This window comes from Thioclava atlantica (assembly GCF_000737065.1).
Classification (GTDB): Bacteria; Pseudomonadota; Alphaproteobacteria; order Rhodobacterales; family Rhodobacteraceae; genus Thioclava; species Thioclava atlantica.
In genome coordinates, this window is sequence record NZ_AQRC01000006.1 from 1 (window position 1) to 22,432 (window position 22,432).

General features: G+C 66.0%; 22 protein-coding genes. 10 read left to right on the plus strand and 12 right to left on the minus strand.

Annotation, left to right across the window (positions count from 1 at the left end; all coding sequences use genetic code 11):
• A partial coding sequence (locus DW2_RS08695; protein WP_238321298.1) for a hypothetical protein occupies positions 1 to 721 on the plus strand: 721 nt, incomplete at its 5' end.
• Positions 722 to 754: 33 nt separating this feature from the next.
• On the opposite strand, the gene DW2_RS08700 is transcribed toward DW2_RS08695, so the two are convergent.
• A complete protein-coding gene (locus DW2_RS08700) occupies positions 755 to 1,669 on the minus strand; it encodes a LysR family transcriptional regulator (RefSeq protein ID WP_038145497.1) in 915 nt (304 codons plus the stop codon).
• A 108-nt stretch (positions 1,670 to 1,777) separates the two neighbouring features.
• On the opposite strand from DW2_RS08700, the gene DW2_RS08705 reads away from it, so the two are divergent.
• The 3 genes from DW2_RS08705 (at position 1,778) to DW2_RS08715 (ending at position 4,699) form a co-directional block, all read left to right on the plus strand.
• Positions 1,778 to 1,996, plus strand: a complete 219-nt coding sequence (locus tag DW2_RS08705; RefSeq protein ID WP_028714023.1) for a heavy-metal-associated domain-containing protein — start codon at positions 1,778 to 1,780, stop codon at positions 1,994 to 1,996.
• A 64-nt stretch (positions 1,997 to 2,060) separates the two neighbouring features.
• Positions 2,061 to 3,980 carry a heavy metal translocating P-type ATPase gene (locus DW2_RS08710; protein ID WP_038145501.1) on the plus strand — a complete coding sequence of 640 codons (1,920 nt, stop codon included), beginning with the start codon at positions 2,061 to 2,063 and terminating at the stop codon, positions 3,978 to 3,980.
• Positions 3,981 to 4,048: 68 nt separating this feature from the next.
• A complete protein-coding gene (locus DW2_RS08715) occupies positions 4,049 to 4,699 on the plus strand; it encodes a DUF924 family protein (protein WP_038145502.1) in 651 nt (216 codons plus the stop codon).
• 11 nt (positions 4,700 to 4,710) lie between these two features.
• On the opposite strand, the gene DW2_RS08720 is transcribed toward DW2_RS08715, so the two are convergent.
• The 7 genes from DW2_RS08720 to DW2_RS08750 form a co-directional block, all read right to left on the minus strand.
• Entirely contained in the window at positions 4,711 to 6,651 is a 1,941-nt protein-coding gene (locus DW2_RS08720) for a heavy metal translocating P-type ATPase (RefSeq protein ID WP_038145504.1), read from the minus strand.
• Positions 6,652 to 6,721: 70 nt separating this feature from the next.
• The gene (locus DW2_RS08725) at positions 6,722 to 7,099 is read right to left on the minus strand and encodes a hypothetical protein (RefSeq protein WP_038145505.1); all 378 of its coding nucleotides are present in this window, start codon (positions 7,097 to 7,099) and stop codon (positions 6,722 to 6,724) included.
• 89 nt (positions 7,100 to 7,188) lie between these two features.
• A complete protein-coding gene (locus DW2_RS08730; protein WP_038145508.1) occupies positions 7,189 to 7,671 on the minus strand; it encodes a cytochrome b in 483 nt (160 codons plus the stop codon).
• 85 nt (positions 7,672 to 7,756) lie between these two features.
• Positions 7,757 to 8,449, minus strand: coding sequence for an ABC transporter ATP-binding protein (locus DW2_RS08735; protein ID WP_038145510.1), 693 nt, complete (start codon positions 8,447 to 8,449; stop codon positions 7,757 to 7,759).
• A 1-nt stretch (position 8,450) separates the two neighbouring features.
• On the minus strand, positions 8,451 to 9,584 hold the full coding sequence (locus tag DW2_RS08740; RefSeq protein WP_038145513.1) for an ABC transporter permease: 1,134 nt from the start codon (positions 9,582 to 9,584) through the stop codon (positions 8,451 to 8,453).
• Positions 9,581 to 10,702: an efflux RND transporter periplasmic adaptor subunit gene (locus DW2_RS08745; RefSeq protein WP_238321305.1), complete on the minus strand. Its 1,122-nt coding sequence runs from the start codon at positions 10,700 to 10,702 to the stop codon at positions 9,581 to 9,583. The genes DW2_RS08740 and DW2_RS08745 overlap by 4 nt, the downstream gene beginning before the upstream one ends.
• A gap of 27 nt (positions 10,703 to 10,729) precedes the next feature.
• On the minus strand, positions 10,730 to 11,326 hold the full coding sequence (locus DW2_RS08750) for a TetR/AcrR family transcriptional regulator (RefSeq protein ID WP_051855734.1): 597 nt from the start codon (positions 11,324 to 11,326) through the stop codon (positions 10,730 to 10,732).
• A 374-nt stretch (positions 11,327 to 11,700) separates the two neighbouring features.
• On the opposite strand from DW2_RS08750, the gene DW2_RS08755 reads away from it, so the two are divergent.
• Both DW2_RS08755 and DW2_RS19365 read left to right on the plus strand, forming a co-directional pair.
• Complete coding sequence (locus DW2_RS08755) at positions 11,701 to 11,931, plus strand: helix-turn-helix transcriptional regulator (protein ID WP_038145517.1); 231 nt, start codon at positions 11,701 to 11,703, stop codon at positions 11,929 to 11,931.
• 106 nt (positions 11,932 to 12,037) lie between these two features.
• Positions 12,038 to 12,199, plus strand: coding sequence for a JAB domain-containing protein (locus DW2_RS19365; protein ID WP_081874920.1), 162 nt, complete (start codon positions 12,038 to 12,040; stop codon positions 12,197 to 12,199).
• 3 nt (positions 12,200 to 12,202) lie between these two features.
• On the opposite strand, the gene DW2_RS08760 is transcribed toward DW2_RS19365, so the two are convergent.
• Positions 12,203 to 13,195 carry a hypothetical protein gene (locus DW2_RS08760; protein ID WP_038145518.1) on the minus strand — a complete coding sequence of 331 codons (993 nt, stop codon included), beginning with the start codon at positions 13,193 to 13,195 and terminating at the stop codon, positions 12,203 to 12,205.
• Between the two features lie 186 nt (positions 13,196 to 13,381).
• Entirely contained in the window at positions 13,382 to 16,069 is a 2,688-nt protein-coding gene (secA, locus tag DW2_RS08765; protein ID WP_038145520.1) for a preprotein translocase subunit SecA, read from the minus strand.
• Positions 16,070 to 16,251: 182 nt separating this feature from the next.
• Here secA and DW2_RS08770 point away from each other — a divergent pair, with 182 nt between their 5' ends.
• The 4 genes from DW2_RS08770 (at position 16,252) to DW2_RS20295 (ending at position 19,176) form a co-directional block, all read left to right on the plus strand.
• Positions 16,252 to 17,157, plus strand: a complete 906-nt coding sequence (locus DW2_RS08770) for a peptidylprolyl isomerase (protein WP_038145521.1) — start codon at positions 16,252 to 16,254, stop codon at positions 17,155 to 17,157.
• An 18-nt stretch (positions 17,158 to 17,175) separates the two neighbouring features.
• A complete protein-coding gene (gene argJ, locus DW2_RS08775) occupies positions 17,176 to 18,531 on the plus strand; it encodes a bifunctional glutamate N-acetyltransferase/amino-acid acetyltransferase ArgJ (RefSeq protein ID WP_081874921.1) in 1,356 nt (451 codons plus the stop codon).
• The gene (gene mutT, locus DW2_RS08780) at positions 18,528 to 18,926 is read left to right on the plus strand and encodes an 8-oxo-dGTP diphosphatase MutT (RefSeq protein ID WP_038145523.1); all 399 of its coding nucleotides are present in this window, start codon (positions 18,528 to 18,530) and stop codon (positions 18,924 to 18,926) included. Before argJ ends, mutT begins: the two co-directional genes overlap by 4 nt.
• 121 nt (positions 18,927 to 19,047) lie before the next feature.
• Entirely contained in the window at positions 19,048 to 19,176 is a 129-nt protein-coding gene (locus tag DW2_RS20295; protein WP_272944422.1) for a hypothetical protein, read from the plus strand.
• A 78-nt stretch (positions 19,177 to 19,254) separates the two neighbouring features.
• On the opposite strand, the gene infB is transcribed toward DW2_RS20295, so the two are convergent.
• On the minus strand, positions 19,255 to 21,780 hold the full coding sequence (gene infB, locus DW2_RS08785; RefSeq protein WP_038145524.1) for a translation initiation factor IF-2: 2,526 nt from the start codon (positions 21,778 to 21,780) through the stop codon (positions 19,255 to 19,257).
• The gene (locus DW2_RS08790; protein WP_038145525.1) at positions 21,777 to 22,406 is read right to left on the minus strand and encodes an RNA-binding protein; all 630 of its coding nucleotides are present in this window, start codon (positions 22,404 to 22,406) and stop codon (positions 21,777 to 21,779) included. The genes infB and DW2_RS08790 overlap by 4 nt, the downstream gene beginning before the upstream one ends.
• Positions 22,407 to 22,432 lie beyond the last annotated feature (26 nt).

Below are 22,432 nucleotides of genomic sequence, written 5' to 3' on the forward strand. Positions count from 1 at the left end.
GACCACGGAAGGCGCGTTTTATCGGCTTAGCGTAGGATTTAGCACCGTCCGGCAGCAGACCCCATGGTATCGTCGGCAGGCCGCGAGGGTCTGGTTCGTGCCTGAGGTCTGTCCATTCGTGCAATGGGTCTTTGCAGGTTTCGTCAATTCTCGTGCGAAAACGGACAGCCTATGTCTATCCCAAGCCCGGCGGCGTCTGTCGATGCCCGCCGCGGCCAGAACCACTTGGCAGATACAGGAGATCACTATGCGGACTGTAAAATCTTTCACCACCGTTGCTGTCGCTCTCGCCCTCGCGCTGGGGTCAGCTGGCATTGTCGCCGCGCAATCCCATGATCATGACAGCCATGGCTCGGGGGCTATCGAGATCACGCTGAACGATGGCGCCAAATGGCAGGGCGATCAGAACATGATCACCGGCATGACCGCGATTCACGGAACCATGGCCGCGAACCTGGACGCGATCCACAACGGCACCCTGCCTGCCGATGCCGCGAATGGGGTCGCTGCCGATGTCCAGAAGCAGGTCGATTTCATGGTCGAGAACTGTGTGCTGGAACCCGAGGTAGACGAGCAGTTCCATATCGTCCTTGGTGAGGTGATGACCGGCATCTCGGCATTGGAGGCCGGCGAGGTCGAGACTGGCGCGGTGACGATTGTTCAGGCGTTGAACGCCTATGGCGAGCATTTCGAGCATCCCGGCTGGCAGATGATCGACTGACGCCACGGGCGCAGGCATGGGCCGGCGCGGGCGTCACGCCTGCGCCGGCCTTGTCTTGCACGGGCAGCGCCCCTCCAGCAGGTCGGCATCGGCCGCCAGGGCCGTCGCCATGAAGTCCAGAAACAGGCGGATGCGCGCGGTTTGGCGCAGATCCTCGTGAATCAGCAACCACAGGTCCAGCATGAAGTCCTCGGGCAGCGCGGCGGCGCGGATCAGGCTGGGGTCGCAATCGGCGATCACGCAAGGCAAGGCGGCAAGTCCGATCCCCGCCTTCGCACCGGCATGGGCGGCGATGATCGAGTTTGTCCGGTAAACCTGTCGCGCATCCGGCCACCAGCGGGCCAGGCGGCGGCTGAGCGGACCATGGGCCGAGCCGTAGCCGATCCAGTCGCCATCGGCCGGATCGTCCGCCCCCCGCGCATGAAGGCCCGCCGCACCATAGACAGCGAAGGCAAGCCGCCCGACACGCCGCCCGACCAGCGTTTCCTGCCCCGGATTGCCCAGCCGCAACGCGACATCGGCCTCACGCCGGGTCAGGTCCAGCACCGTATCCGCCACCACCACCTCGATCTCGATCTCGGGCCATTCGGCGCGGAAGGCGGCGACGTGGCGGGGCAGCACACCCACCGCCAGCAGGTCGGTCGTGGTGATGCGGATCGTCCCAGTGGGCCGCTGGTCCTGTCCGGTAACCTTCAGCCCCAGCGCGGTGATTTCTTCCTCGATGCGGATGACGGAATCGCGCATCTCCTTGCCCGCCTGGGTCAGAGCATAGCCGCCGGGCAGCCGGTCGAACAGCCGCACCCGCAACCGCGCCTCGAACGCGCCGATGCGGCGAAAGACGGTGGAATGGGTAACGCCAAGGCTGCGCGCCGCCCCTGAAAGCGACCCCGCCCGCGCCACGGCCAGAAACAACCGCAGATCGTCCCAATCCTGCGCCTGTGCATTCATGCAATGATCCCTTGTCGAAATTGCCACTCCTGATCCTGAAAGGACAGCATATCTTGAGTTCACAAGCAATGACCGCCCCACCGGGCGGCGACATGAAAGGAACCAGCCATGACCAAGACCATCCTGCGCAGCGACGAATTTTCCTGCCCCTCCTGCGTCACCAAGATCGAGAAGGCGCTGGCGGCAACTCCCGGCGTGACCGCCGCCAAGGTGCATTTCAACACCGGCCGCATCGAGGTCGAGCATGACCCCGCATCCGCCCCGGTCGAGGCCCTTGTCTCGGTGGTGAAATCCACCGGCTACGAGGCCCGCCCCGCCGCATTCTGACCCATCCCTTCCAGCCCGGCCGTGCCTGCCCGCGCGGCCGGGCCTTCACATCACGAGGCCCCGCATGTTGACCCCTATCCTGACAATTCTTCACCAGTCGGCCAGCCGCAGGAAGTGGCTGACCATCATCAGCGGCAGCCTGATCGTGCTGGGCCTGATCGCCCTTTACGGGTTCGGCCTGCGCGGGCTCTGGGCGGCATCTATGCTGGCGGCGGCCTTTATCGCCGGCTCTGACATCGCCTGGCGGGCGTTCCACGCGCTGCGAATTCGCCATTTCTCGATCGAGTTGCTGGTGACCGTTGCGGCTATTGGCGCGCTGTTCATCGGCGAATATTGGGAATCGGCCGCCGTTACTTTCCTGTTCAGCTTCGGCGCCTGGCTTGAAGCCCGCACCCTGCGCCAGACCCGTGGCGCGCTGGCCGATCTGCTGAAGGCCGCGCCCGAGGTCGCCACCGTGATCCGCGACGGCCAGCCGGTCGAGATTGCCGCCAGTGCCGTCCAGCCGAATGAGGTCGTGCTCGTGCGCGCCGGAAACCGCATCCCCGTCGATGGCGAGGTGATCGACGGTAACGCCGCCGTGTCCGAGGCCGCCATCACCGGCGAGCCGATCCCGGCCGAGAAAGCCCCCGGCTCCCACGTCCATGCCGGCACCATCGCGGAAAATGGCGTGCTGCGCATCCGCGCCACCGGCATCGGCGCCGATACCACGCTGGCCCGGATCATCCGCCGCGTCGAAGAGGCGCAGGAGGAACGCGCCCCCAGCCAGCGCATGATCGAGCGTTTCGCCCAATGGTATACGCCCGGCATCATGGTGCTGGCGCTGGGTGCCTGGGCGGTGACGCAGGATATTCGCCTCGCGCTGACCCTTCTGGTGGTGGCCTGTCCGGGCGCCCTGGTGATCTCGACGCCGGTCTCCATCGTCGCCGGCATCGGGCGGGCGGCGCGCTCGGGCATCCTCATCAAGGGCGGGCAGCATCTGGAAAGCGCCGGCCGCATCGACATGCTGGCGCTGGACAAGACCGGCACCCTGACCGAGGGCCGCCCCAGCCTGGTCGAGATCGTGCCTCTTGGCGGCATCGATCGTGCCGAATTGCTGCACTGGACGGCGATCGCCGAATCCGGCTCGGACCACCCGCTGGGCCGCCCGATTATCGAGGCCGGCCGTGCCGAGGGCGAGATTCCCGCGCCCGAGACGGTCGAGGAAGTGGCTGGCATGGGTCTGGTGGTCCACCACGACGGGCGGCAGGTCGCGGCCGGCAACCGGCGGCTGTTCGACCGGCTGGGCATCGGTTTCGACGCCGAGGCCGAGGCCGCGCTGGCCGGGGTTCTGGGCCGCGGGCGCACGCCGATCATCGTGGCGCTGGACGGGCGCATCGCGGGCATCTTCGGGCTGTCCGACCAGCCCCGGCTTTCGGCCCAAAGCGCCATCGCCCGGCTGCGCGATATCGGGGTGGGGCGCATCGCCATGCTGACCGGCGACCAGCCGCAGGCCGCCCACGCCATCGCCGCCGAAATCGGCATCGACGAGGTTCATGCCGGGCTGCTGCCCGAGGACAAGCTGGAGTTGATCCGCCACTTTCAGGCCGAGGGCCGCCATGTCGCCATGATCGGCGACGGCATCAACGACGCCCCGGCGCTGGCTGCCGCCGACACCAGCATCGCCATGGGGGCCGTGGGCTCGGACGTGGCGATCGAGACCGCCGACATTGCGCTGATGGCCGACGATCTGGAGAAACTGCCCGAGGCCATGGCGATTTCCCGCGCGACGCTGCGCAATATGCGCCAGAACTTGGCCATCGCGCTGCTGACTGTGGCCGGGCTGCTGGCGGGCGTGTTCAACGGCGATGTGCATATGGCCGAGGGCATGCTGATCCATCAGCTTTCGGTACTGGTGGTGATCGCCAACGCCATGCGCCTGCTGCGCGTCCCGCGCGGTCCCGGCGGACGCCGGCCTGCGCAGGCAGCGGTGCCCGCGACCGCCTAGGCGCTTGTGCCTCATCGACAATTCCGCTCCCGTGTCCATGGCGCGGGGGCGTTTTCATGGGGGATGACATGACCGATAGCAATGATGTTCGGGACATCCGCGAGGTTCTGGATTTCTGGTTCCCCGAGGGCCGCGCGCTGGACATCGACCCCGACCGCCATGCCAAGCTGTGGCGCTGGCGGATGCATGGCGGCGCGGACGGTGAGATTGCGGCGCGGTTCGGCCCGCTGACCGAACGCGGCGCGGCGGGGGCGCTGGATCATTGGGCGGCAACGCCCGGGGGCAGGCTGGCGCTGATCGTGGTGCTGGACCAGTTCCCGCGCTCGCTGTGGCGGGGCAGCGCGCTTGCATATGCGCAAGACCCGGCAGCACTGGCGCAGGCGCTGGCGGGGCTGGAAAACGGAGACTGGGCGGCACTTGGCCTGCCGTGGTTCCAGATCGCCTTCACCCAGCCTCTGGGCCATGCCGAGGGGCCGGACCATCTGGCCCGGATCGACCGGCTGATTGCCCTGCGGCGCGACATTGCCGCCCGCGGGCCGTCGGCCTTGCGCCCGCTCTATGCCTCGCTGGTCGATCAGGCCGGCAAGGTGCGCCGCGTCATCGCCAGCTTTGGCCGCCACCCGCATCGCAACGCCACCCTTGGCCGCAACTCGACGCCCGAGGAGGAGGCGTATCTGCAAAGGGGCGATTTCCCCCATCTGCGCGCCTTTCGGGACTAATGCCCCGCCGGTCAGGCCGGCAGCGCCGCGCCCGGCAATGCCTGTCCGCCCGCCGGTGCCTTGGGCCGGCGGATCGGGTCCGACAGCAGCCGCAGCCCGTTCAGCACCACCAGCACCGTGCCGCCTTCATGGCCGATCACCACCAGCGGCAAGGGCAGGTCGAAGAACAGCCCGCCGATGACCAGAACCACCATGGCGCCGATGGCAAAGGTCAGGTTCTGCCGGATCACCCTTGAGGTTCGGCGCGACAGGCGCTGCGCATCGGCCAGCCGCTCCATATCCTCGGAGAGCAGCGCCACATCGGCGGCCTGAAGCGCCACCTCGGACCCCGCCGCGCCCATGGCGATGCCGATATCGGCGCGGGCCAGCGCCGCGGCGTCGTTCACCCCGTCGCCGACAAAGGCGACCTTGCCGCTGTCGGTCAGCGCACCGACCGCGCGAACCTTGTCCTCGGGCAGCATTTCGGCGTGGATCTCGTCGGGGGCAAGGCCAAGCTGCGTGCCGATGCGCAGTGCGACCGGGCGGCGGTCGCCGGTCATCATCACGATGCGGCGCACGCCCCCCTTGCGTAAAGCCGCCAGCGCCGGGGCCGAACTGCCGCGCGGCGCATCGGCGACGGTGACCGCGCCCAGCACCTGCGCGCCACGGCCCAGATATACCACGGTGTCCGCGCCTTCGGCCAAGGATTGCAGGGCGGGGTGATCCAGCGGGGCGCCCATCGCCTGCGCAAGATAGGGGTTGCCGGCCCAGACCGGGCCAGAGGCATCGCGGCCTTCGATGCCGATGCCGGGCCTTGCGTTCACATCCGTCACCGCGACCGGCTGCAAGTCGCGGGCCAGGGCCTCGCGGTGGATGGCGGCGGCGATGTGGTGTTCGGAATGCGCCTCCAGCCCGGAAAGCAGCGACAGGAAGCCGGCCTGATCGCCGTCCAGCGCGACCAGCCGCGTCACCGCAGCGCGGCCGGTGGTCAGGGTGCCGGTCTTGTCGAAGGCGAAGATATCGACCTCGGCCAGCGTCTCCAGCGCGCCGCCGCCCTTGAACAGAACACCGCCCCGCGCCGCCGCCGACAGCGCCGACAGGATGGCGGCGGGAACCGAGATGACGATGGCGCAGGGGCTGGCCGCGACCAGCAATGTCGCAGCCCGGTAAAGCGCCTGTTCCCAGTCGTGTCCCAGGAAATAGAAGGCGGCGAAGGCGAGCATCGCGCCCGCCATGACGGCGACCGTGTAGCGTTGCCCGAACCATTCGCTGAACCGCTCGGACGGGGCGCGGGCGGCCTGCGCCTCGGTCACCAGCCGGATCATGCGGGCGATGGTGCTGTCGCTGACGCTACGCGTGACCTCGACATCCAGCACGCCATCCAGATTGATCGTGGCCTCGAACACTTGCGCGCCGGCCTCTTTCGACACGGGCATGGATTCGCCGGTGATATTGGCCTCGTCGATGCCACCGCGCCCGGTGACGACCACGCCATCGCTGGGCACCCGCGCACCGGGGCGCAGCACCACCACATCGCCGACGGCCAGCACCTCGGCGGGCACCTCCTCGACGGTGCCGTTGGCGGTCTTGCGCAAGGCGGTCTCGGGGCGCAGCGCCATCAGCGCCTCGATGGCGCGGCGCGCCCGGCCAAGCGCGCGCTCCTCCAGCGTGGTCGAGATGCTGAACAGCGTCAGCAGCACCGCGCCCTCGAACGGGGCACCGACGATTGCGGCGGCAATGGCGGCGGCGATCATCAGCAGGTCGATGTCCAGCACCCGCTCGCGCCACAGGGTCGAAAGCGCGCGCCAGCCGGTCGGCAGGCCACCAGCCAGATAGGCAAGCACCAGACCCGGAAGCTCGATGGGTGCCCATGCCTCGCCCGGCAGCCACCGCCCGGCAGCCGCCATTGCGAGGCCCAGCACGGTGGCCAGCGAAAGGGCCATGGACAGGTCGATGGAAGAGGATTTGGTCATGTCAGGGTCCTGGCTGGCACGACTGCGGCATGGGGCCGCAGTCGCTGGCTGGCTTGGGTTTATGCCTTGATCAGTGGGTGCGGCGGCCGCGAAAGGCAAGTGCGGCAATCGTGATCCAGATGCTGCTGCGCAGGATCATCGCGCCCATGGTGCGCGCCTCCCATGCGCCCCCCGAGACCACATGCCACAGAAAGGCGGTAAAGACCGCCACTGTCGCCAGCGCGATGCCCAGCGACAGCATCGGTGCCCAGCCCGCGCCGCGCCACAGGCCGATTCCAGCCAGAACATAGGCGAACCCGGCAAGGAAGTTGAACCACAGAACGAAGGGCACCGCTGCACCCATATCGACGCCGCCGAACAGCGCCCTGCCGCCCGAAACGATGGTCAGGAGGCCAAAGACCGTCGCCACGGCGGCGGTAATGGTCAGGGTGCGCGATCTTGTCGTCATGTCTTCCTCCGGGGTTTGGGGATCGGCCGGGTGGGTGTGACCCGGCCCGCCATGGGTCATGGGGTGCGATACGCGGAACGGACCGCGCCTCAGGGCCGGCCAAGCATGCGCCGCAGCACATCGGTCTTGAGCCAGAAATGATGGTAAAGCGCCGCGAGGATATGCAGGATGACCAGCGGAACCAGGACCAACCGCGCGATGGAATGGGCATCGCCGATTGCCTCGATGCCGGTCATCCAGGCGGCCGCGCCGGAAAGCACCATCAGGATCAGCAGGAGGTTGAGGGCCGCATGCGTGCCCGTTGCCAGAGCCTTCAGGGCCGGGTGCTCGCCTTCCGGCAGGCCCGGAACGCCGCGCCGACGGCGCAGCACCAGCCGCCACAGGACGAGAACCAGGATCAGCGCGCCGGCAACGGCATGGGGATTGATCGTCGGCTGGTTCGGCAGCGTGCCGTCCATCCGCCCGTCCCATGCCCCGACGATGCCGTCATGCATGAAGATCTGGAAAAAGACGAGGGTTGCAATGACCCAATGCAGGATGATCTGGGGTCTGGAATAGGATGTCGGTTGCATCTTGGTTGTGCCTTTTCAAGGACGGGTGAAGTTGCAGGATCGGGGTGCAGGGTCTTGTGGTCATGTCTGCCTCCCCGCAAGCCCGTCACGCGCTGACCAGATGGCCGTCGCGCAGGTGGATCAGGCGGTCGAAGCGGTCGAAGATCTTTTCGTCATGGGTGACGGTGACGATGCAGGCCTCCTGCTCGACGGCCAGTCGGCGCATGAGGTCCATCACCAGCCCGGCGCGCGCGCCGTCCAGCGCGGCAGTGGGCTCGTCGGCAAGGATGATGCGGGGGCGGTTGGCCAGCGCGCGGGCAATCGCCACGCGCTGCGCCTCGCCCCCCGACAGCAGCGCGGGCTTGACCATCGCGCGATGGCCGACCTCCAGATAATCCAGCAATTCACGCGCCCGTGCCCGGCCTTCGTCAGGGGGCCAGCCGGCAAGGTCCAGCACCACCGAGACGTTTTCCTGCGCGGTCAGGAAGGGCAGCAGGTTATGCGACTGGAAGATGAAGCCGATCTTGTCCAGCCGCAGCCGGCGCAGATCACGCCGCAGCCATTTGCCGTCGAACACCGGCTCGCCATCCAGCACCACGCGGCCCGCCGAGGGGGCAAGGATGCAGCCGATGACGTTGAGCAGCGTCGTCTTGCCCGACCCCGATGGCCCCAGCAGGGCGATCACCTCGCCGGCGCGCACCGTCAGATCGACCGCGCGCAGGGCATCGACGCGGGTTTCGCCCTCGCCGAAATGCTTGGCCACGCCTGTGACTTCGATCAGGGTGTCGCCAAGCGCCATCTCAGCCCCCCAGCGCGGTGGCCGGATCGACCTTCATCGCCGCCCGCACGCCAAGCGCCGAGGACAAGAGGCAGACGGCGGCGATGATCCCGGCTAGGACCATGGCGTTGAACGGCTCCAGCACGACGCGGCGGGGGAAATAGTCCTTGACCGTCAGGATCAGCAGCAGCCCGATCCCCCAGCCCGAAGCGCCAAGGATCATCGCCTGCTGCACGATCAGCCCGATGATGGTGCGGTCGGGCGCGCCGATCAGCTTCAGCGTGGCGATCTGCTTCAGCTTTTCCATGGTCATGGTGTAGATGATGAGGGCGATCACCACGGCGCTGACGGACAGCAGAATGCCGAGGAACAGCCCGATCTGGCGGCGCGCCTTGTCGACGACCGAGGCCAGCAGCAGTTCCTCCTGTTCGGCCTGGGTCATGGCGGCGAGGTGCTTCCATTGGCGCACGGTCGCGGTCAGCAGATCGACATCGGCGCCCGGTGCCATGCGGGCAATTATGGCGGCGACCGATGCGGACTTGACGGAGACAGCCCCGCGCGCGGCCTGCACCCGCTGGGCGGCGGGGTCGAGTTCAGTCTGAAGCGCCATCGCGTCGGCCAGCGTCACATAGACCGCCGGATCCCCGCCCGAGTTCATCGCCCCTTCGACCAGCCCGACCACGGTAAAGCGGTTGCGCCCGAGCCGGATCGTCTCGCCGGGCAGCAGGCCGGTCTTGCGGTCGGCCACCAGTTCGAAATGACCGGCGCCGATGCCGCGCCCCTCGGCGATCGCCTGCGGCCCGCCGGGGCGGCCCGGCTCGTAGCCGACGACATAGAGTCGCAGCGTGCGCCCGGCATGAGGCGCTTCGAGGTTCTGATAGTTGACCGCGCCGGCCTCGGCCACGCCGGGCATCCGCGCCACCGCGTCGCGCGTGTCGGCGGGGATGCTGGAGGCTTCCGCGAACGGTCCCTTGGTGCCGGCCTCCACCACCCAGACATCTGCGGCAGGTGCCTTTACCACCGCCAGCGCGTCCGAGACGAGGCCGTTATAGATACCGATCATCGCCAGCACGACCGTCATCAGCAGCCCCAGCCCGAAACAGGTCAGCACGAACCGGAACAGGCCATGGCGGATGTCCTTGAGCGCGAGGTTCATGGCGCCTCGCTGGTACGGGCGCGCCGGCCCTCGGCCGCGCCTTTGGGCGGGCCGGCGACGATGGTGGCACCTTCGGGCAGGCCGCCGGTGACCTCGACCCGGCCGCGGTCATCGCGGGCGCCGAAGGTCAGCCCCACCCGCGCAAGGCGGCCGTCCTGCACCGTCCAGACCATGCCGCGATGGCCGTCGAAGCCGGTGATGGCGACTTCGGGAACCATCAGCGCGCTGTCCCTGTTGCCGGTGGTGATGCGCACCTCGGCCTGTTCGCCGAGGAACATCTCGGCGGGGCAGTCGGAGCAGGTCAGCCAGACGCGGCGCTCCTCGTTCACCCGGTCGCTTTCGATGCCGATGCGGGCGATGGAACCGTGGAACTCGGCCGAAGGCTGGGACCGTAGCCGGATCGTGCCCGGCTGGCCTATGGCAAGCTGGCCGGCGCGCTCCTCGTCGACATAAGCCTGGATCCAGATGGTGGCCGGGTCGATCAGGGTGAAGATCGGATCGCCGGCCTTCACCACCGTGCCCGCCTCGGCATGGCGGGTCACGACCTGTGCATCAAAGGGCGCGACCAGCCGGTGGTGGGCGAGCAAGGCTTCCTCCTGCCGCAGGGCCGCCGCCGCATCCGCGCCTTGCGCCTGGATCACTGCGACATCCGCCTCGGCCACCGCCAGATCGGCGCGGGCCACGTCCTCGTCGCGCTGCGTTTCCTCCGCGCGCTGCGCCGAGGCGACATCCCGCTGCACCAACCCTTGCTGGCGCCGGTTCGCCGCCTCGCGCTCGGCCAGCACGGCGCGGGCGCGCACCACCGCCGCGCCGGCCTTGGCAAGATTGGCCTCGTTCGCCGCCACCGCCGCGCGGGCGCGCGCCACGCGCGCTTCCTGCTCTGTGGAATGAAGTACGGCAAGCTCCTGCCCTTTAGTCACGCTGTCCCCAGCATCGGCGGAAAGCCGGGTCAGCGCGGCGCCCACCTCGAAGCCGACACGGCTGAGGATGCGCGCCTCGACGGTGCCGAGCCCGTAGATGCGAAGGGTCACATCGTGTACGGGCTGAACGACCGTCACCGTCAGCGGGCGCTCCGTGAAGAACAGGAAGCCGACCCCAACGGCGGCCGCCAGCACCACGCCCAACAACGAGATGCGCCGCATCGTCTATTCTCCTCGCACAGCCAGAAGCCGGCATTGCACGTCGAACAGCCGCAATCCCTCCTCGCGAAGGTTGAAATCGCGCGCGCCGAGCGCCCAGCGGATTGCCACCCCCTGCACGAGTGCGGTCAGCAGCACCGCCACATCGTTTGCGGCGACGTCGTCCCAAAGCACGCCCGCCTGCTGCCCGGCGCCGACCTCCCGCGCAAGCAGGCCACGAAAGGCCGTGAGCCTGCCGTGAAACGTGGCGCGCAGTTCCGCATTGGTGACGTTCAGTTCACGTGAGAACAGCAGCATCGGCAGGGCGGGGGTCGCAGCGATCTGCGCGAATTGCGCGGCAATCAGTGCGCGCAACCGGATAACCGGCGCGTTGCCGAGGTTGAGAGCTTCGTCCCAGGCCGTTGTCATCCGCTCGGCGACATGCTCGGCCACGGCCTGCCACAGCGCCGCCTTGGTCGGAAAATGCCGAAACAGCGCCGCCTGCGTGACGCCGATCTGCGACGCGACGGCGCCTGTCGTCACCCGGTCCGGCCCGATCCGGTCGGTCAGATCGAGCACGGTGGCCACGATCTCGGCCTTGCGGAGTTTTGCTGACTTGCGCACGGGGCGCCTCTTTGGTTAGTAAGCGATCACAAACAAATTTAAGCGGACTCACGCGATGCGTCAATTATCGGGCGTCACTTTCTGCATGTATTGATTGTCACGACACTGGGGGCCAGATGGGAAGCTCGTTTCAGAGCATCCTCCTCTGACAAATCATAGATCGACGCCGATCAGCAAACCCACCGATGTTTAGCCGGGACTAACCGGCAACCCTACGATAGTAGTTTTCTGCTTTCTCCGCTTTTTAAGAGGGCGCATGTTCATCCGTGACCGCAAATGAACGAACAGCCTAGACGCTCGCTGACCGTGACTGAAGAACGCTGCCGCATCTAGTCACCCAGTCACCGCGTGGTACCCAACGCGAGGAGACCATCATGGCAGACAACAGATTTCTTACACCCGAGGAGGTTTCTCAGCGCTATCGCGGAACAGTTTCGCCCGGAACCCTGCGGAACTGGAGATCCATGAAGATTGGTCCATCGTTCGTCAAGATTGGCAAAGCGGTACTCTATCCTGAGAGCGAGCTCGATGCCTGGGACGAAAAGAACAAAGTGAACTGCCGTGTTTTGGCTCGAACCGACGTGCAGGTAGAGGATCAAGCGTGATGATCATACTAGAGCACGACCTACATACCCCGAACGACGTCCCCACCTACTCTCAAAAAGTATTAATATATAGCATATTCAATATAATAGTAGATTAAAATGGGTGATGCACAATCATCCCTCGGGCGACCCGACGCCTTCGCAGGTCGATATCACGCTCACGCAGCAGATCGCGCAGGCGGCGGACCTGTTCGGCATCGTTCTGCACGACCACCTGATACTGGGAAAGGAAACCGAGGTCAGCCTCCGGGCGGAAGGCTATGTCTGAGCGTCATTGCGCCGCGGTCATCTCGCGGGAAATGCCCCGAAGCGGAAGCATCATGAGGCCTCCGTCGGCGGGGCAATCGGGCAGCGCGAGCGTGACCGGTGTGGCGCTTTGCGCGATCCCGCCGGTCACGTTCCAGATACGGCCTTTCTGCTCGGTCCCGCATGTGTCGGGACGCACGGAGGCCTGAACCTCGAGTTGCAGATCGCCGAGCGAGGCGGGCGCCGTGTAGATCTCGAGCCGCTGATCATCATCGGTGAGATAGCTCAGCATATAGCCCCCGAGCGGCGTGTCGGGCGTGCGTGGCGCGGTGATATTGACCGGGCTTGCCGCAGCCGGCGCGGTGCCGTTCTCGTAGACATTGAGATTGAGGCCACCTGCCGCCGCAGTTTCCAGAATGGTGCGGTTGACCTTGTCCACGCCGGAGACTGTCACCGCCTCATGGGCAATTTCGCGCCCCTGCGCGCGGATCGAAATCTCCAGATCGCGCGAGAAGGCGGGCAGGACCGAGGACCACTGCCCCGCCGCATCGGTCTTCGCGCGGATTTTCAAAGACCCGGCATGAACCGAAAGCGTGGTGTCGCTCTGGCACGGTGCCGAAACCGAGAGCAAAACGCGCCCCGCTCCGACGCTCGACGCGCTCAGATCGGCCGGTGCGCAAGTGGCACTCGGGCTGGCGGACGGCATCGGCTTGGTCGTCATCGCGGCGAGGAGGAAACGATCGGCGGAGCCTTCCTCGGCCACGGGGATCGCACCTACGCCCCGGTCACTGGCGATATTCGGCGCCGGAGGGTTCGTGAGGTAGGTCTTGTTGATGAGCTGCACGCGGACAGGCGTCGCGAGCGGCTTGGGAGCCTCCACTTCCGCGCGCACCCGCAGCAGCCCCGCCAGCTCGCCCTTCGGCGGCGGCGTCGGTCCCACCGACTGCATCACATGCCCGGTCGCTGCCGCGAGAAAAAACGTCGCGCCGATCATGATAATCTTGCGAATGTTCCGCATTGCCGCCCCTGAACTCTCCTCCGCAAAAGAGAGTTAATGGCAGAAAGCGGCAAAGCTGCGGCGCGAATGGGGAAATGTATCTGAAATGTGAAAGCCTTGCCCCGCGCCGATCTCGCAGCATTGCAAGGGCTTGGGACAAGATATGGAAAAGGCGGCCGAAGCCGCCTCATCTTCGCCGTATTCTGGTCAGACGAGCTGACCGTGGCAATGCTTGAACTTCTTTCCCGAGCCGCAGGGGCAGGGGTCGTTGCGCGACGGAGCGCCCCAGGTGGCCGGGTCGTTCTCGTCGAAACCCGGCAGCGGTTCGCCCGCCACGACCGGTTCGGACGGTGCCTCTGGGGCCGCTTCCTCGGGCGCCATCTGCGCCTGCATCTGCTCCTGTTCCTCGGCGGTCAGGGGGCGGATGCGCGAGAGCTGCTGGGTCACGTCGGCGCGCAGACCGTCGAGCATGATCTCGAAGAGCTGGAAGCTCTCGGTCTTGAATTCCGACAGCGGATCGCGCTGCGCATAGCCGCGGAAACCGATGGTCTGGCGCAGCTGGTCGAGCGTGACGAGGTGCTCGCGCCACTTCGCGTCGATGATGTTCAGCAGCACCTGCTTCTCGATCATCTGCATCGTCTCGGCGCCGAAAGCCTCGGCCTTCTCGGCCATCACCTTGTCGCTCTCTTCCTCGAGGCGCTCGGCGACGACATCCTGATCGACGCCCTCTTCCTCGGCCCATTGCGCGATCGGCATGTCGATGTTGAGCTGCTCCATCACCGCATCATGCATGCCCTGCACGTCCCACTGATCGGCGTAGGTCTTGGCGGGCATGTAGCGGTCGACGAGATCCTCGATCACCTGCACGCGCATGTCGCGGGTGATCTCTCCGACCTCTTCGCTCTCCATGATCTCGCGACGCTGGCTGAAGACAGCCTTCCGCTGGTCGTTCATCACGTCGTCGAATTTCAGGAGCTGCTTGCGGATGTCGAAGTTGCGGCCCTCGACCTTCGCCTGCGCACGTTCGAGCGACTTGTTCACCCAGGGGTGGATGATCGCCTCGCCTTCCTTCATGCCGAGCTTCGAGAGCACGGAATCGAGCTTGTCGGAGCCGAAGATCCGCATCAGGTCGTCTTCGAGCGACAGGAAGAACAGCGAGCGGCCCGGATCGCCCTGGCGGCCCGAACGGCCACGCAGCTGGTTGTCGATGCGGCGGCTTTCGTGACGCTCGGTGGCCAGAACGAAGAGGCCACCGGCGGCGAGAACCTTTTGCTTCTCCTCGGCCGTCTCCGCCTCGATCCGCTTGCGGACCTCCTCGGGATCGGCTTCGGGATTGGCGGTCAGCTCTTCGTGGACGCGCATCTCGACATTGCCGCCGAGCTGGATGTCGGTGCCGCGGCCGGCCATGTTCGTCGCGATGGTGACGGCGCCCAGACGGCCCGCTTCGGCGACGATATAGGCTTCCTGCTCGTGCTGGCGGGCGTTGAGCACGTTGTGCTTGATCCCCGCCTTGTTGAGCAGTTCCGAAAGCATCTCGGACTTCTCGATCGAGGTGGTGCCCACGAGGATCGGCTGACCCTTTTCGTGCCCCTTCTGGATCGCCTGGATCACCGCGTCGTATTTTTCCTTCGCGGTACGGTAGACGCGGTCATGCTCGTCCTTCCGCGCGATCGGGCGGTTGGTCGGGATCTCGACGACGCCGAGCGAGTAAATCTCGGCGAATTCCTCGGCCTCGGTCGCCGCCGTACCGGTCATGCCGCCGAGCTTGCCGTAAAGGCGGAAATAGTTCTGGAAGGTCACCGAGGCGAGCGTGACGTTCTCCGGCTGGATCTGCACGCCTTCCTTGGCCTCGATCGCCTGATGCAGGCCCTCCGAGAGGCGGCGGCCCTTCATCATCCGGCCGGTGAATTCGTCGATCAGCACGACCTCGCCCTGCTGCACCACATAGTTCTGATCCTTGAAGAACAGCTTGTGGGCGCGCAGCGCCTGGTTCACGTGGTGAACGATCGTAGTGCTTTCCGGATCGTAGAGCGACTGGTCCTCGGGCAGGACACCGGCCTCGTGCAGGATCTGCTCGAGGAACTCGTTGCCCTCTTCGGTGAAGGTCGCGGTGCGCGCCTTCTCGTCGATCGTGTAATGCTCTTCGCTCAGACGCGGGATGAACTTGTCGAGCGTGACATACAGCTCGGAGCGGTCGTCGGAGGGCCCCGAGATGATGAGCGGCGTGCGCGCCTCGTCGATCAGGATCGAGTCCACCTCGTCGATGATCGCGAAGAAATGCCCGCGCTGCATCATCTGGTCGACCGAGGTCTTCATGTTGTCGCGCAGGTAGTCGAAGCCGAGCTCGTTATTCGTCGCATAGGTGACGTCGGCATCGTAGGCGAGCTTCTTCTCGGGCTCCGGCTGGAACGGCACGACGACGCCGCAGGTCATACCGAGCGCGTTATAGACCTTGCCCATCCATTCCGAGTCGCGGCGGGCGAGGTAGTCGTTGACGGTCACGACATGGACGCCCTTGCCCGCGAGCGCGTTGAGATAGGCCGGGAAGGTCGCGACGAGGGTCTTGCCTTCGCCCGTCTTCATCTCGGCGATGTTGCCCTGGTGCAGGAAGATCCCGCCGATCAGCTGCACGTCGAAGGCCCGCAGGCCGAGTGCGCGCTTGGCGGCTTCGCGGCAGTTCGCGAAGGCTTCGGGCAGGATCTTGTCGAGGCTCTCGCCCTCTTCCTGGACGCGACGCTGGAATTCCCGGGTCTTCTCGATCAGACCCTCGTCGCTGAGCGCCTCGAATTCTGGCTCGAGCGCGTTGACCTTGGCGACGAGCGGACGCACCGACTTGACTTGACGGTCATTCGAGGAGCCGAAGACCTTCTTCGCGAGTGTTCCGATGCCTAGCATGTCTTCTCCGCCGATTACTGACCAGATCGTGTACCCAAGCGCCTTGCCGCGCTGCCCGCCCCTGCCCTAGAACGGCAAGCGAAACAAGGCCGGAACGCCTCTTACAGACCCTTGGCGATGTAAGCGGAGGCCGCCTGAGTGTCAACGCCGCTGGAATATGCGGCCCAAAGGGAGTGGCAAGGATGCCGAATCTGACGAAACTTCTCGCAAGCGTGGCGATCTGCGCGATGGCTGCCGGCGCCGTTCAGGCGCAGGATGCCAAGACCACCGCCGATGCGAGCAAGACCGAGACGCCGGCCAAGCCGCGCACCGATCTGAGCGCCGATACGGTCGTTGCCACCGTCAACGGTCAGGACATCACGCTGGGCCAGATGCTCACGGTGCGCGACGGGCTTCCCGAACAGTACCAATCGCTGCCCGACGACAAGCTTTTCAACGGCATTCTCGAACAGCTGATCCAGCAGACCGCGCTCGCCCAGCTCGAGGAAAAGCGGATCACCAAGCGCGACAAGATCGCGCTCGAAGTGCAGAAACGGTCCTATCTCGCGGGGGCGCTGCTCAACTACACCGCCGACAAGGCGGTGACCGACGAGGCGGTGCAGAAAGAGTATGACGCGAAATACGCGAATGCCGCGCCGACCAAGGAATTCCACGCTGCTCATATTATCGTGAAGACCAAGGAAGAAGCCGAGAAGATCAAGAAAGAGATCGACGGCGGGGCCGATTTCGCGGCCGAGGCGAAGAAATATTCGACCGACGGGGCCGCGGCCAATGGCGGCGATCTGGGCTGGTTCAAGCTCACCGACATGGTCAAACCCTTCGCCGACGCGATTTCGGAAATGAAGGACGGCGAGGTCAAGGGCCCGATCCAGACCCAGTATGGCTGGCATGTCGTGAAGCTGATCGGCACGAAGACGGTCGATGCGCCGAAACTCGCGGATGTCCGCAAAAAGATCGAAGGCGATATCCGTCAGGCCGCAGTCGAAAAGCGCGTCAAGGATGTTGTGGACGGCGCGAAAATCGACAAGATGACGGACGGGATCGATCCGACCGTGCTGAAGGATCAGTCCCTCCTGGGGAGCAACTGATCGAAACAGGCGGGCGCGATGGCGAAGAAGAAAGACGACGACAAGCTTAAGGCGAAGGTCAAGAAGCTGCGCGCCAAGGTGAAGGCGCTGAAATCCGATCTCGCCGCCGCGCCCGCCGCCACCAAGGCCAAGACCGTGATGGTCTCGCCGCTCGCCCCCGAAAGCTTTCCGGCGCTGCCGGAGATCGACGGGGTCGAGTTCGCCTCCGCCGCGGCGGGGGTGAAATATGCCGGCCGCACCGATGTGATGCTGGCGAAGGTCGCGCCCGGCTCCTCGATCGCGGGCGTGTTCACCACCTCATCGACCCGTGCCGCCTGCGTCCTCGATTGCCAGGACAAGCTGAAAATGCGCGTGCCGGCCGATGCGGGTGCCGCGATCATCGTCAATTCCGGCAACGCGAACGCCTTCACCGGGAAGAACGGGCAGACCGCCGTCGACGCGGTGACCGGCGCCGTGGCGGCAGCCCTCGACATGCCTGCGAGCCGGGTCTTTTCCTCCTCGACCGGGGTGATCGGCGAACCGCTCCCCTATGACAAGATCGTCGCCGCGATCGACACGCTGAAGGACCGTCTCTCCCCGGCCGGGATCGAAGACGCCGCGCGCGCGATCATGACGACCGACACCTATCCGAAAGGGGCGAGCGCCGAGGTCGAAGGCGAGGGCGGCACGATCAGGATCGCCGGGATCGCGAAAGGCTCGGGGATGATCGCGCCGAACATGGCGACGATGCTGGTCTATATCTTCACCGATGCGAAGATCGCCCCCGCCCGGCTGCAGAAGATGCTCTCGCGGCAGGTGAACGACACCTTCAACGCGATCACTGTCGACAGCGATACCTCGACATCGGACGCGCTGATCGTCGCGGCGACGGGCAAGTCCGCGGCGGCCGAGATCTCCGACCTGCGCTCGGGTGCTGCGAAGGCCTTTGAGGCCGGGCTGCGCGCGGTGATGATGGATCTCGCCCATCAGGTGGTGAAGGACGGCGAAGGCGCGACGAAATTCGTCGAGATCCGCGTGACCCGCGCGGCGAGCGCGGAAGACGCCCACAAGGTCGCGATGTCGGTGGCCAACTCGCCGCTCGTGAAAACCGCGATCGCGGGCGAGGATGCGAATTGGGGCCGCGTGGTCGCGGCGGTCGGAAAATCCGGCGCGCAGGCCGATCGCGACAAGCTGACGATCTCCTTCGGCGACATGGTCGTGGCCGAGAAGGGCTGGCGCGTGCCCGATTACTCCGAAGAGGAGGCGAGCGCCTACATGAAGAACCAGGAACTGGTGATCGGCGTCGATCTCGGCCTCGGCCGGGCATCGAAATCGGTCTGGACCTGCGATCTCACCCATCGTTACATCGACATCAACGCGGATTACCGCTCGTGAAGATGGTCCTGGTCTCCGCCGTGGCGCTGATCGACGCGGACGGGCGCGTGCTTCTGGCACAGCGCCCCGAGGGCAAGTCGATGGCGGGGCTGTGGGAGTTCCCCGGCGGCAAGGTCGAGACAGGCGAAACCCCCGAGGCCTGCCTGATCCGCGAGCTCGAGGAAGAGCTTGGCATCCACACCCGTGAGAGCTGCCTCGCGCCGCTCACCTTCGCGAGCCACGCCTACGCGGATTTCCACCTCCTGATGCCGCTTTTCGCCTGCCGGAAATGGGAGGGTATCGTGACGCCGCGCGAGGGTCAGCAGCTGGCCTGGGCCCGTGCGCGCGAGTTGCGCGACTATCCGATGCCGCCTGCGGATGTGCCCTTGATCCCGATCCTGCGCGACTGGCTCTGACGCCCACGGCCTCTGGACCGTCAAGACGCCGCTAACCGACATTCGAAACGCATCAATTGCATTTGCATTTTCGAAAGGAGTCGGTGTTTACTCTCGTTCAAGTGAAGGGAGGGTGACAGATATGCTCAGGACTATTCTCATTGGCAGCTGCGTCTCGATTCAGGGCGTGTACGAGCGTCAGCTCGAATGCGGGCGCATCCTCGTGCGCGTGGGCGACAACCTGTTCGCCGGACGCCCGGTCGGCGCCTGACCGGCGCGCCGCAAGACCTGCCGAAATGCGAAACGGGGGCCTTTCGGCCCCCGTTTTCTTTTTCCGTGGCGGTCGGGATCAGAGCGTGCGCTCGATCTCCTCGCGCTCGAAGATCTCGATGACATCGCCGGGGCGGATATCGTCGTAATTCTCGAACGCCATACCGCATTCCTGACCCGAGATGACTTCCTTCACCTCGTCCTTGAAGCGCTTGAGCGTCTTGAGCGTTCCTTCGTGGATCACCACGTCGTCGCGCAGCAGACGCACGCCGGCGGAACGCCGCGCCACGCCTTCGGTAACAAGACAGCCCGCGACCTTGCCGACGCCGGTGACCTTGAAGACCTCCTTGATCTGCGCATAGCCGATGAAGCGCTCGCGGATCTCGGCCGAGAGAAGGCCGGAGGCGGCCGCTTTGATGTCGTCCACCAGATCGTAGATGATCGAGTAGTAGCGGATCTCGACGCCCTTCTGGTTCGCGGAATTGCGCGCAGGCGCGTTGGCGCGGACGTTGAAGCCGATGACCGGCGCGTTCGACGCCTCGGCCAGCGTGATGTCGGATTCGGTGATGGCGCCCACCCCCGAATGGATCACGCGCACGCGGACCTCTTCGTTGCCGACCTTCTCGAGCGCCTGAACGATCGCCTCGGTCGAGCCCTGCACGTCCGCCTTCACGATGACCTGCAGCTCGGTCACGCTCTCGTCGGCCTTGGCCTTCGCCATCAGCTGTTCGAGCGTGGTCGCGGCACCGGCGGCGGCGCGCTTGTCCTTCGCGGCCTGCTCGCGATACTCGGCGATCTCGCGGGCCTGCGCCTCGGTCTCGACGACGTTGAGCACGTCGCCCGCCTCGGGCGTGCCGTTGAGGCCCAGAACCTCGACCGGAACCGACGGGCCGGCATCCTCGACGCGCTCACCCTTGTCGTTGATCAGCGCACGGACCTTGCCCCACTGCTCGCCGACGACGAAGATGTCGCCCCGATGCAGCGTGCCGTGCTGGACGAGAACCGTCGCGACCGGGCCGCGGCCCACGTCGAGCTTGGCCTCGATCACCGCGCCTTGCGCCGCGCGCTCGGGGTTCGCCTTGAGTTCGAGCAGTTCGGCCTGAAGCGCGATCGCTTCGAGCAGCTCGTCGAGCCCCTTGCCGGTCTTGGCCGAAACCTCGACGTCCTGCACGTCGCCCGACATCTCTTCGACGACGACCTCGTGCTGGAGAAGCTCGGTGCGGACCTTCTGCGGGTTCGCGTCGGGCTTGTCGCATTTGTTGATCGCGACGATCATCGGCACCTTCGCCGCCTTGGCGTGGTTGATCGCCTCGATGGTCTGCGGCATCACCGAATCGTCGGCCGCAACGACGAGCACCACGATATCGGTGACGTTCGCACCGCGTGCACGCATCGAGGTGAAGGCCGCGTGGCCGGGCGTGTCGAGGAAGGTCAGCGTCGCGCCGCTCTCGGCCTGCACCTGGTAGGCGCCGATATGCTGCGTGATGCCGCCAGCCTCGCCGGAGACCACATTGGCGTGGCGAAGCGCGTCGAGCAGCGAGGTCTTGCCGTGGTCGACATGGCCCATGATCGTGATGATCGGCGGACGCGACTCAAGGTCTTCGGGATTGTCGTCAACCGTATTGATGACCTGCTCCACATCCGCATCCGACACGCGCACGGCCTTGTGGCCGAATTCTTCGATCACCAGTTCCGCGGTGTCGGCGTCGAGGGTCTGGTTGGCCGTGACCATCATGCCCATCTTCATCAGCGACTTGACCACGTCGGCGCCGCGTTCGGCCATCCGGTTCGCCAGTTCGGAGACCATGATGGTCTCGGGCAGCTGGACTTCGCGCGATTGCTTCTCGGCGCGGTTCGCACCGCCCATCGCCTTCTGACGCTGGCGTTCCTGCTTGCGCTTCATCGCGGCGAGCGAGCGTTGACGACCTTCGCCACCCGCGAGCGCGTCGCTCAGCGAGAGCTTGCCCGAGCGGCGGTTGCCGGCATCCTTGCCCTTGCCGCCGCGGGTGTCGCGCTCGTTGCGGGTATCGCGCTCGCGATCCGTCTTGCGCGGACCGGAAGAGGCGACGCCCTTGGTTTCGGCGCGCACGGCAGCGGCCTCGACGGCGGCCTGATCGACCGGCTCGTCCTTCTTCGGCCCGCCCTTGCGGATCTCTTCCTTCTTCTTGTCGCGCAGCTCGGCCTCGCGCTTCTTGCGCTCGTCCTCTTCCGCCTTCGCCTTCAGCGCGGCTTCGCGCTCGCGCTCTTCGCGTTCCTTGGCCTCGGCCTCGGCGCGACGGCGATCGCGTTCCTCCTCGCGGGCCTTTTCCTCGGCCTCGCGGGCGGCGGCCTCTTCGACCTCGCGCGCTTTCGCTGCCTGAAGCGCCTTCAGGCGACGCTCCATCTCGGCATCCGAGATCCCGGCCGGGCGTTTCGAAGGGTCACCGAGCGCAGGTTTTCCGCCCGCGGACTTTCCAGCCCCGGCTCCCGGCTTGTTCAAGATCCGCTTCTTGCCCTTCGTCTCGACCACGACGTTCTTCGTGCGCCCGTGGGAGAAGCTCTGCTTCACCTGCCCGGGGCGCGAACCGCCAAGTCCGAGAGTCTTTTTGCCGTCCGTATCGCTCATGCCGTCTTCGTATCCTTCATGGCGGTCTGGCCGCCGTCCTGCTTGCGCAATCCCGCAAGCCTCGATGCGTCTTCAATCACGCGCGGGGTGAGGCCACCAGCTGCAAGCGCGCCGTGTATCGCACGATCGCGCCCGAATGCCAAACCCAATTCCTGAGAGGTGAGGCAGCCGAACCATCGTCCGCCCTCGGGCGTCCACAGCTTGCCCTTGCCCCTGTCCGAGCCGTCACTCGCCTGAAGCAGCACTTTTGCGCGCCCTTCGGCCAGCCAGCCCTTGACCTTTTCGAAGCCGACAACCGCCTTGCCGGCCTTCCGCTCCAGAGAAATAAGCTCTACGACGCGCGCGGCAAGGGCCTGTTCGACCATTTCCACCAGATTTTCCGGGGTTTTCGCCGGCGCCTTGGCGCCCCGGGCGAAAAGTCCCTTCTTCATCGCGGTCTCGATGGTGCCGCGATCCGCGGTGACCCAGATCCCCCGGCCGGGCAGCTTGCCCACCACGTCCGGGTAGATCAAGCCATCCGGGCCGAGCACGAAACGGATGAGCCCAGCCTTCGGCTGAACATCGCCGGTGACGATGCAGCGCCGTTCGGACTCATCCCTATCTTTCGGCTTTCCGCCGCGACTCATCTGCGATCCTCTCCGGTCGGGGCCGG

Excerpts from the sequence above, each read along its gene's own strand:
- DW2_RS19365 (WP_081874920.1), top strand. The coding sequence starts at position 12,038 with ATGCACAATCATCCCTCGGGCGACCCGACGCCTTCGCAGGTCGATATC.
- DW2_RS08720 (WP_038145504.1), bottom strand. The coding sequence starts at position 6,651 with ATGACCAAATCCTCTTCCATCGACCTGTCCATGGCCCTTTCGCTGGCC.
- DW2_RS08710 (WP_038145501.1), top strand. The coding sequence starts at position 2,061 with ATGTTGACCCCTATCCTGACAATTCTTCACCAGTCGGCCAGCCGCAGG.
- DW2_RS08790 (WP_038145525.1), bottom strand. The coding sequence starts at position 22,406 with ATGAGTCGCGGCGGAAAGCCGAAAGATAGGGATGAGTCCGAACGGCGC.
- infB (WP_038145524.1), bottom strand. The coding sequence starts at position 21,780 with ATGAGCGATACGGACGGCAAAAAGACTCTCGGACTTGGCGGTTCGCGC.
- argJ (WP_081874921.1), top strand. The coding sequence starts at position 17,176 with ATGGCGAAGAAGAAAGACGACGACAAGCTTAAGGCGAAGGTCAAGAAG.
- DW2_RS08760 (WP_038145518.1), bottom strand. The coding sequence starts at position 13,195 with ATGCGGAACATTCGCAAGATTATCATGATCGGCGCGACGTTTTTTCTC.
- DW2_RS08740 (WP_038145513.1), bottom strand. The coding sequence starts at position 9,584 with ATGAACCTCGCGCTCAAGGACATCCGCCATGGCCTGTTCCGGTTCGTG.
- DW2_RS08725 (WP_038145505.1), bottom strand. The coding sequence starts at position 7,099 with ATGACGACAAGATCGCGCACCCTGACCATTACCGCCGCCGTGGCGACG.
- DW2_RS08755 (WP_038145517.1), top strand. The coding sequence starts at position 11,701 with ATGGCAGACAACAGATTTCTTACACCCGAGGAGGTTTCTCAGCGCTAT.
- DW2_RS08705 (WP_028714023.1), top strand. The coding sequence starts at position 1,778 with ATGACCAAGACCATCCTGCGCAGCGACGAATTTTCCTGCCCCTCCTGC.
- DW2_RS08770 (WP_038145521.1), top strand. The coding sequence starts at position 16,252 with ATGCCGAATCTGACGAAACTTCTCGCAAGCGTGGCGATCTGCGCGATG.
- DW2_RS08730 (WP_038145508.1), bottom strand. The coding sequence starts at position 7,671 with ATGCAACCGACATCCTATTCCAGACCCCAGATCATCCTGCATTGGGTC.
- DW2_RS20295 (WP_272944422.1), top strand. The coding sequence starts at position 19,048 with ATGCTCAGGACTATTCTCATTGGCAGCTGCGTCTCGATTCAGGGCGTG.
- DW2_RS08715 (WP_038145502.1), top strand. The coding sequence starts at position 4,049 with ATGACCGATAGCAATGATGTTCGGGACATCCGCGAGGTTCTGGATTTC.
- DW2_RS08700 (WP_038145497.1), bottom strand. The coding sequence starts at position 1,669 with ATGAATGCACAGGCGCAGGATTGGGACGATCTGCGGTTGTTTCTGGCC.
- DW2_RS08735 (WP_038145510.1), bottom strand. The coding sequence starts at position 8,449 with ATGGCGCTTGGCGACACCCTGATCGAAGTCACAGGCGTGGCCAAGCAT.
- secA (WP_038145520.1), bottom strand. The coding sequence starts at position 16,069 with ATGCTAGGCATCGGAACACTCGCGAAGAAGGTCTTCGGCTCCTCGAAT.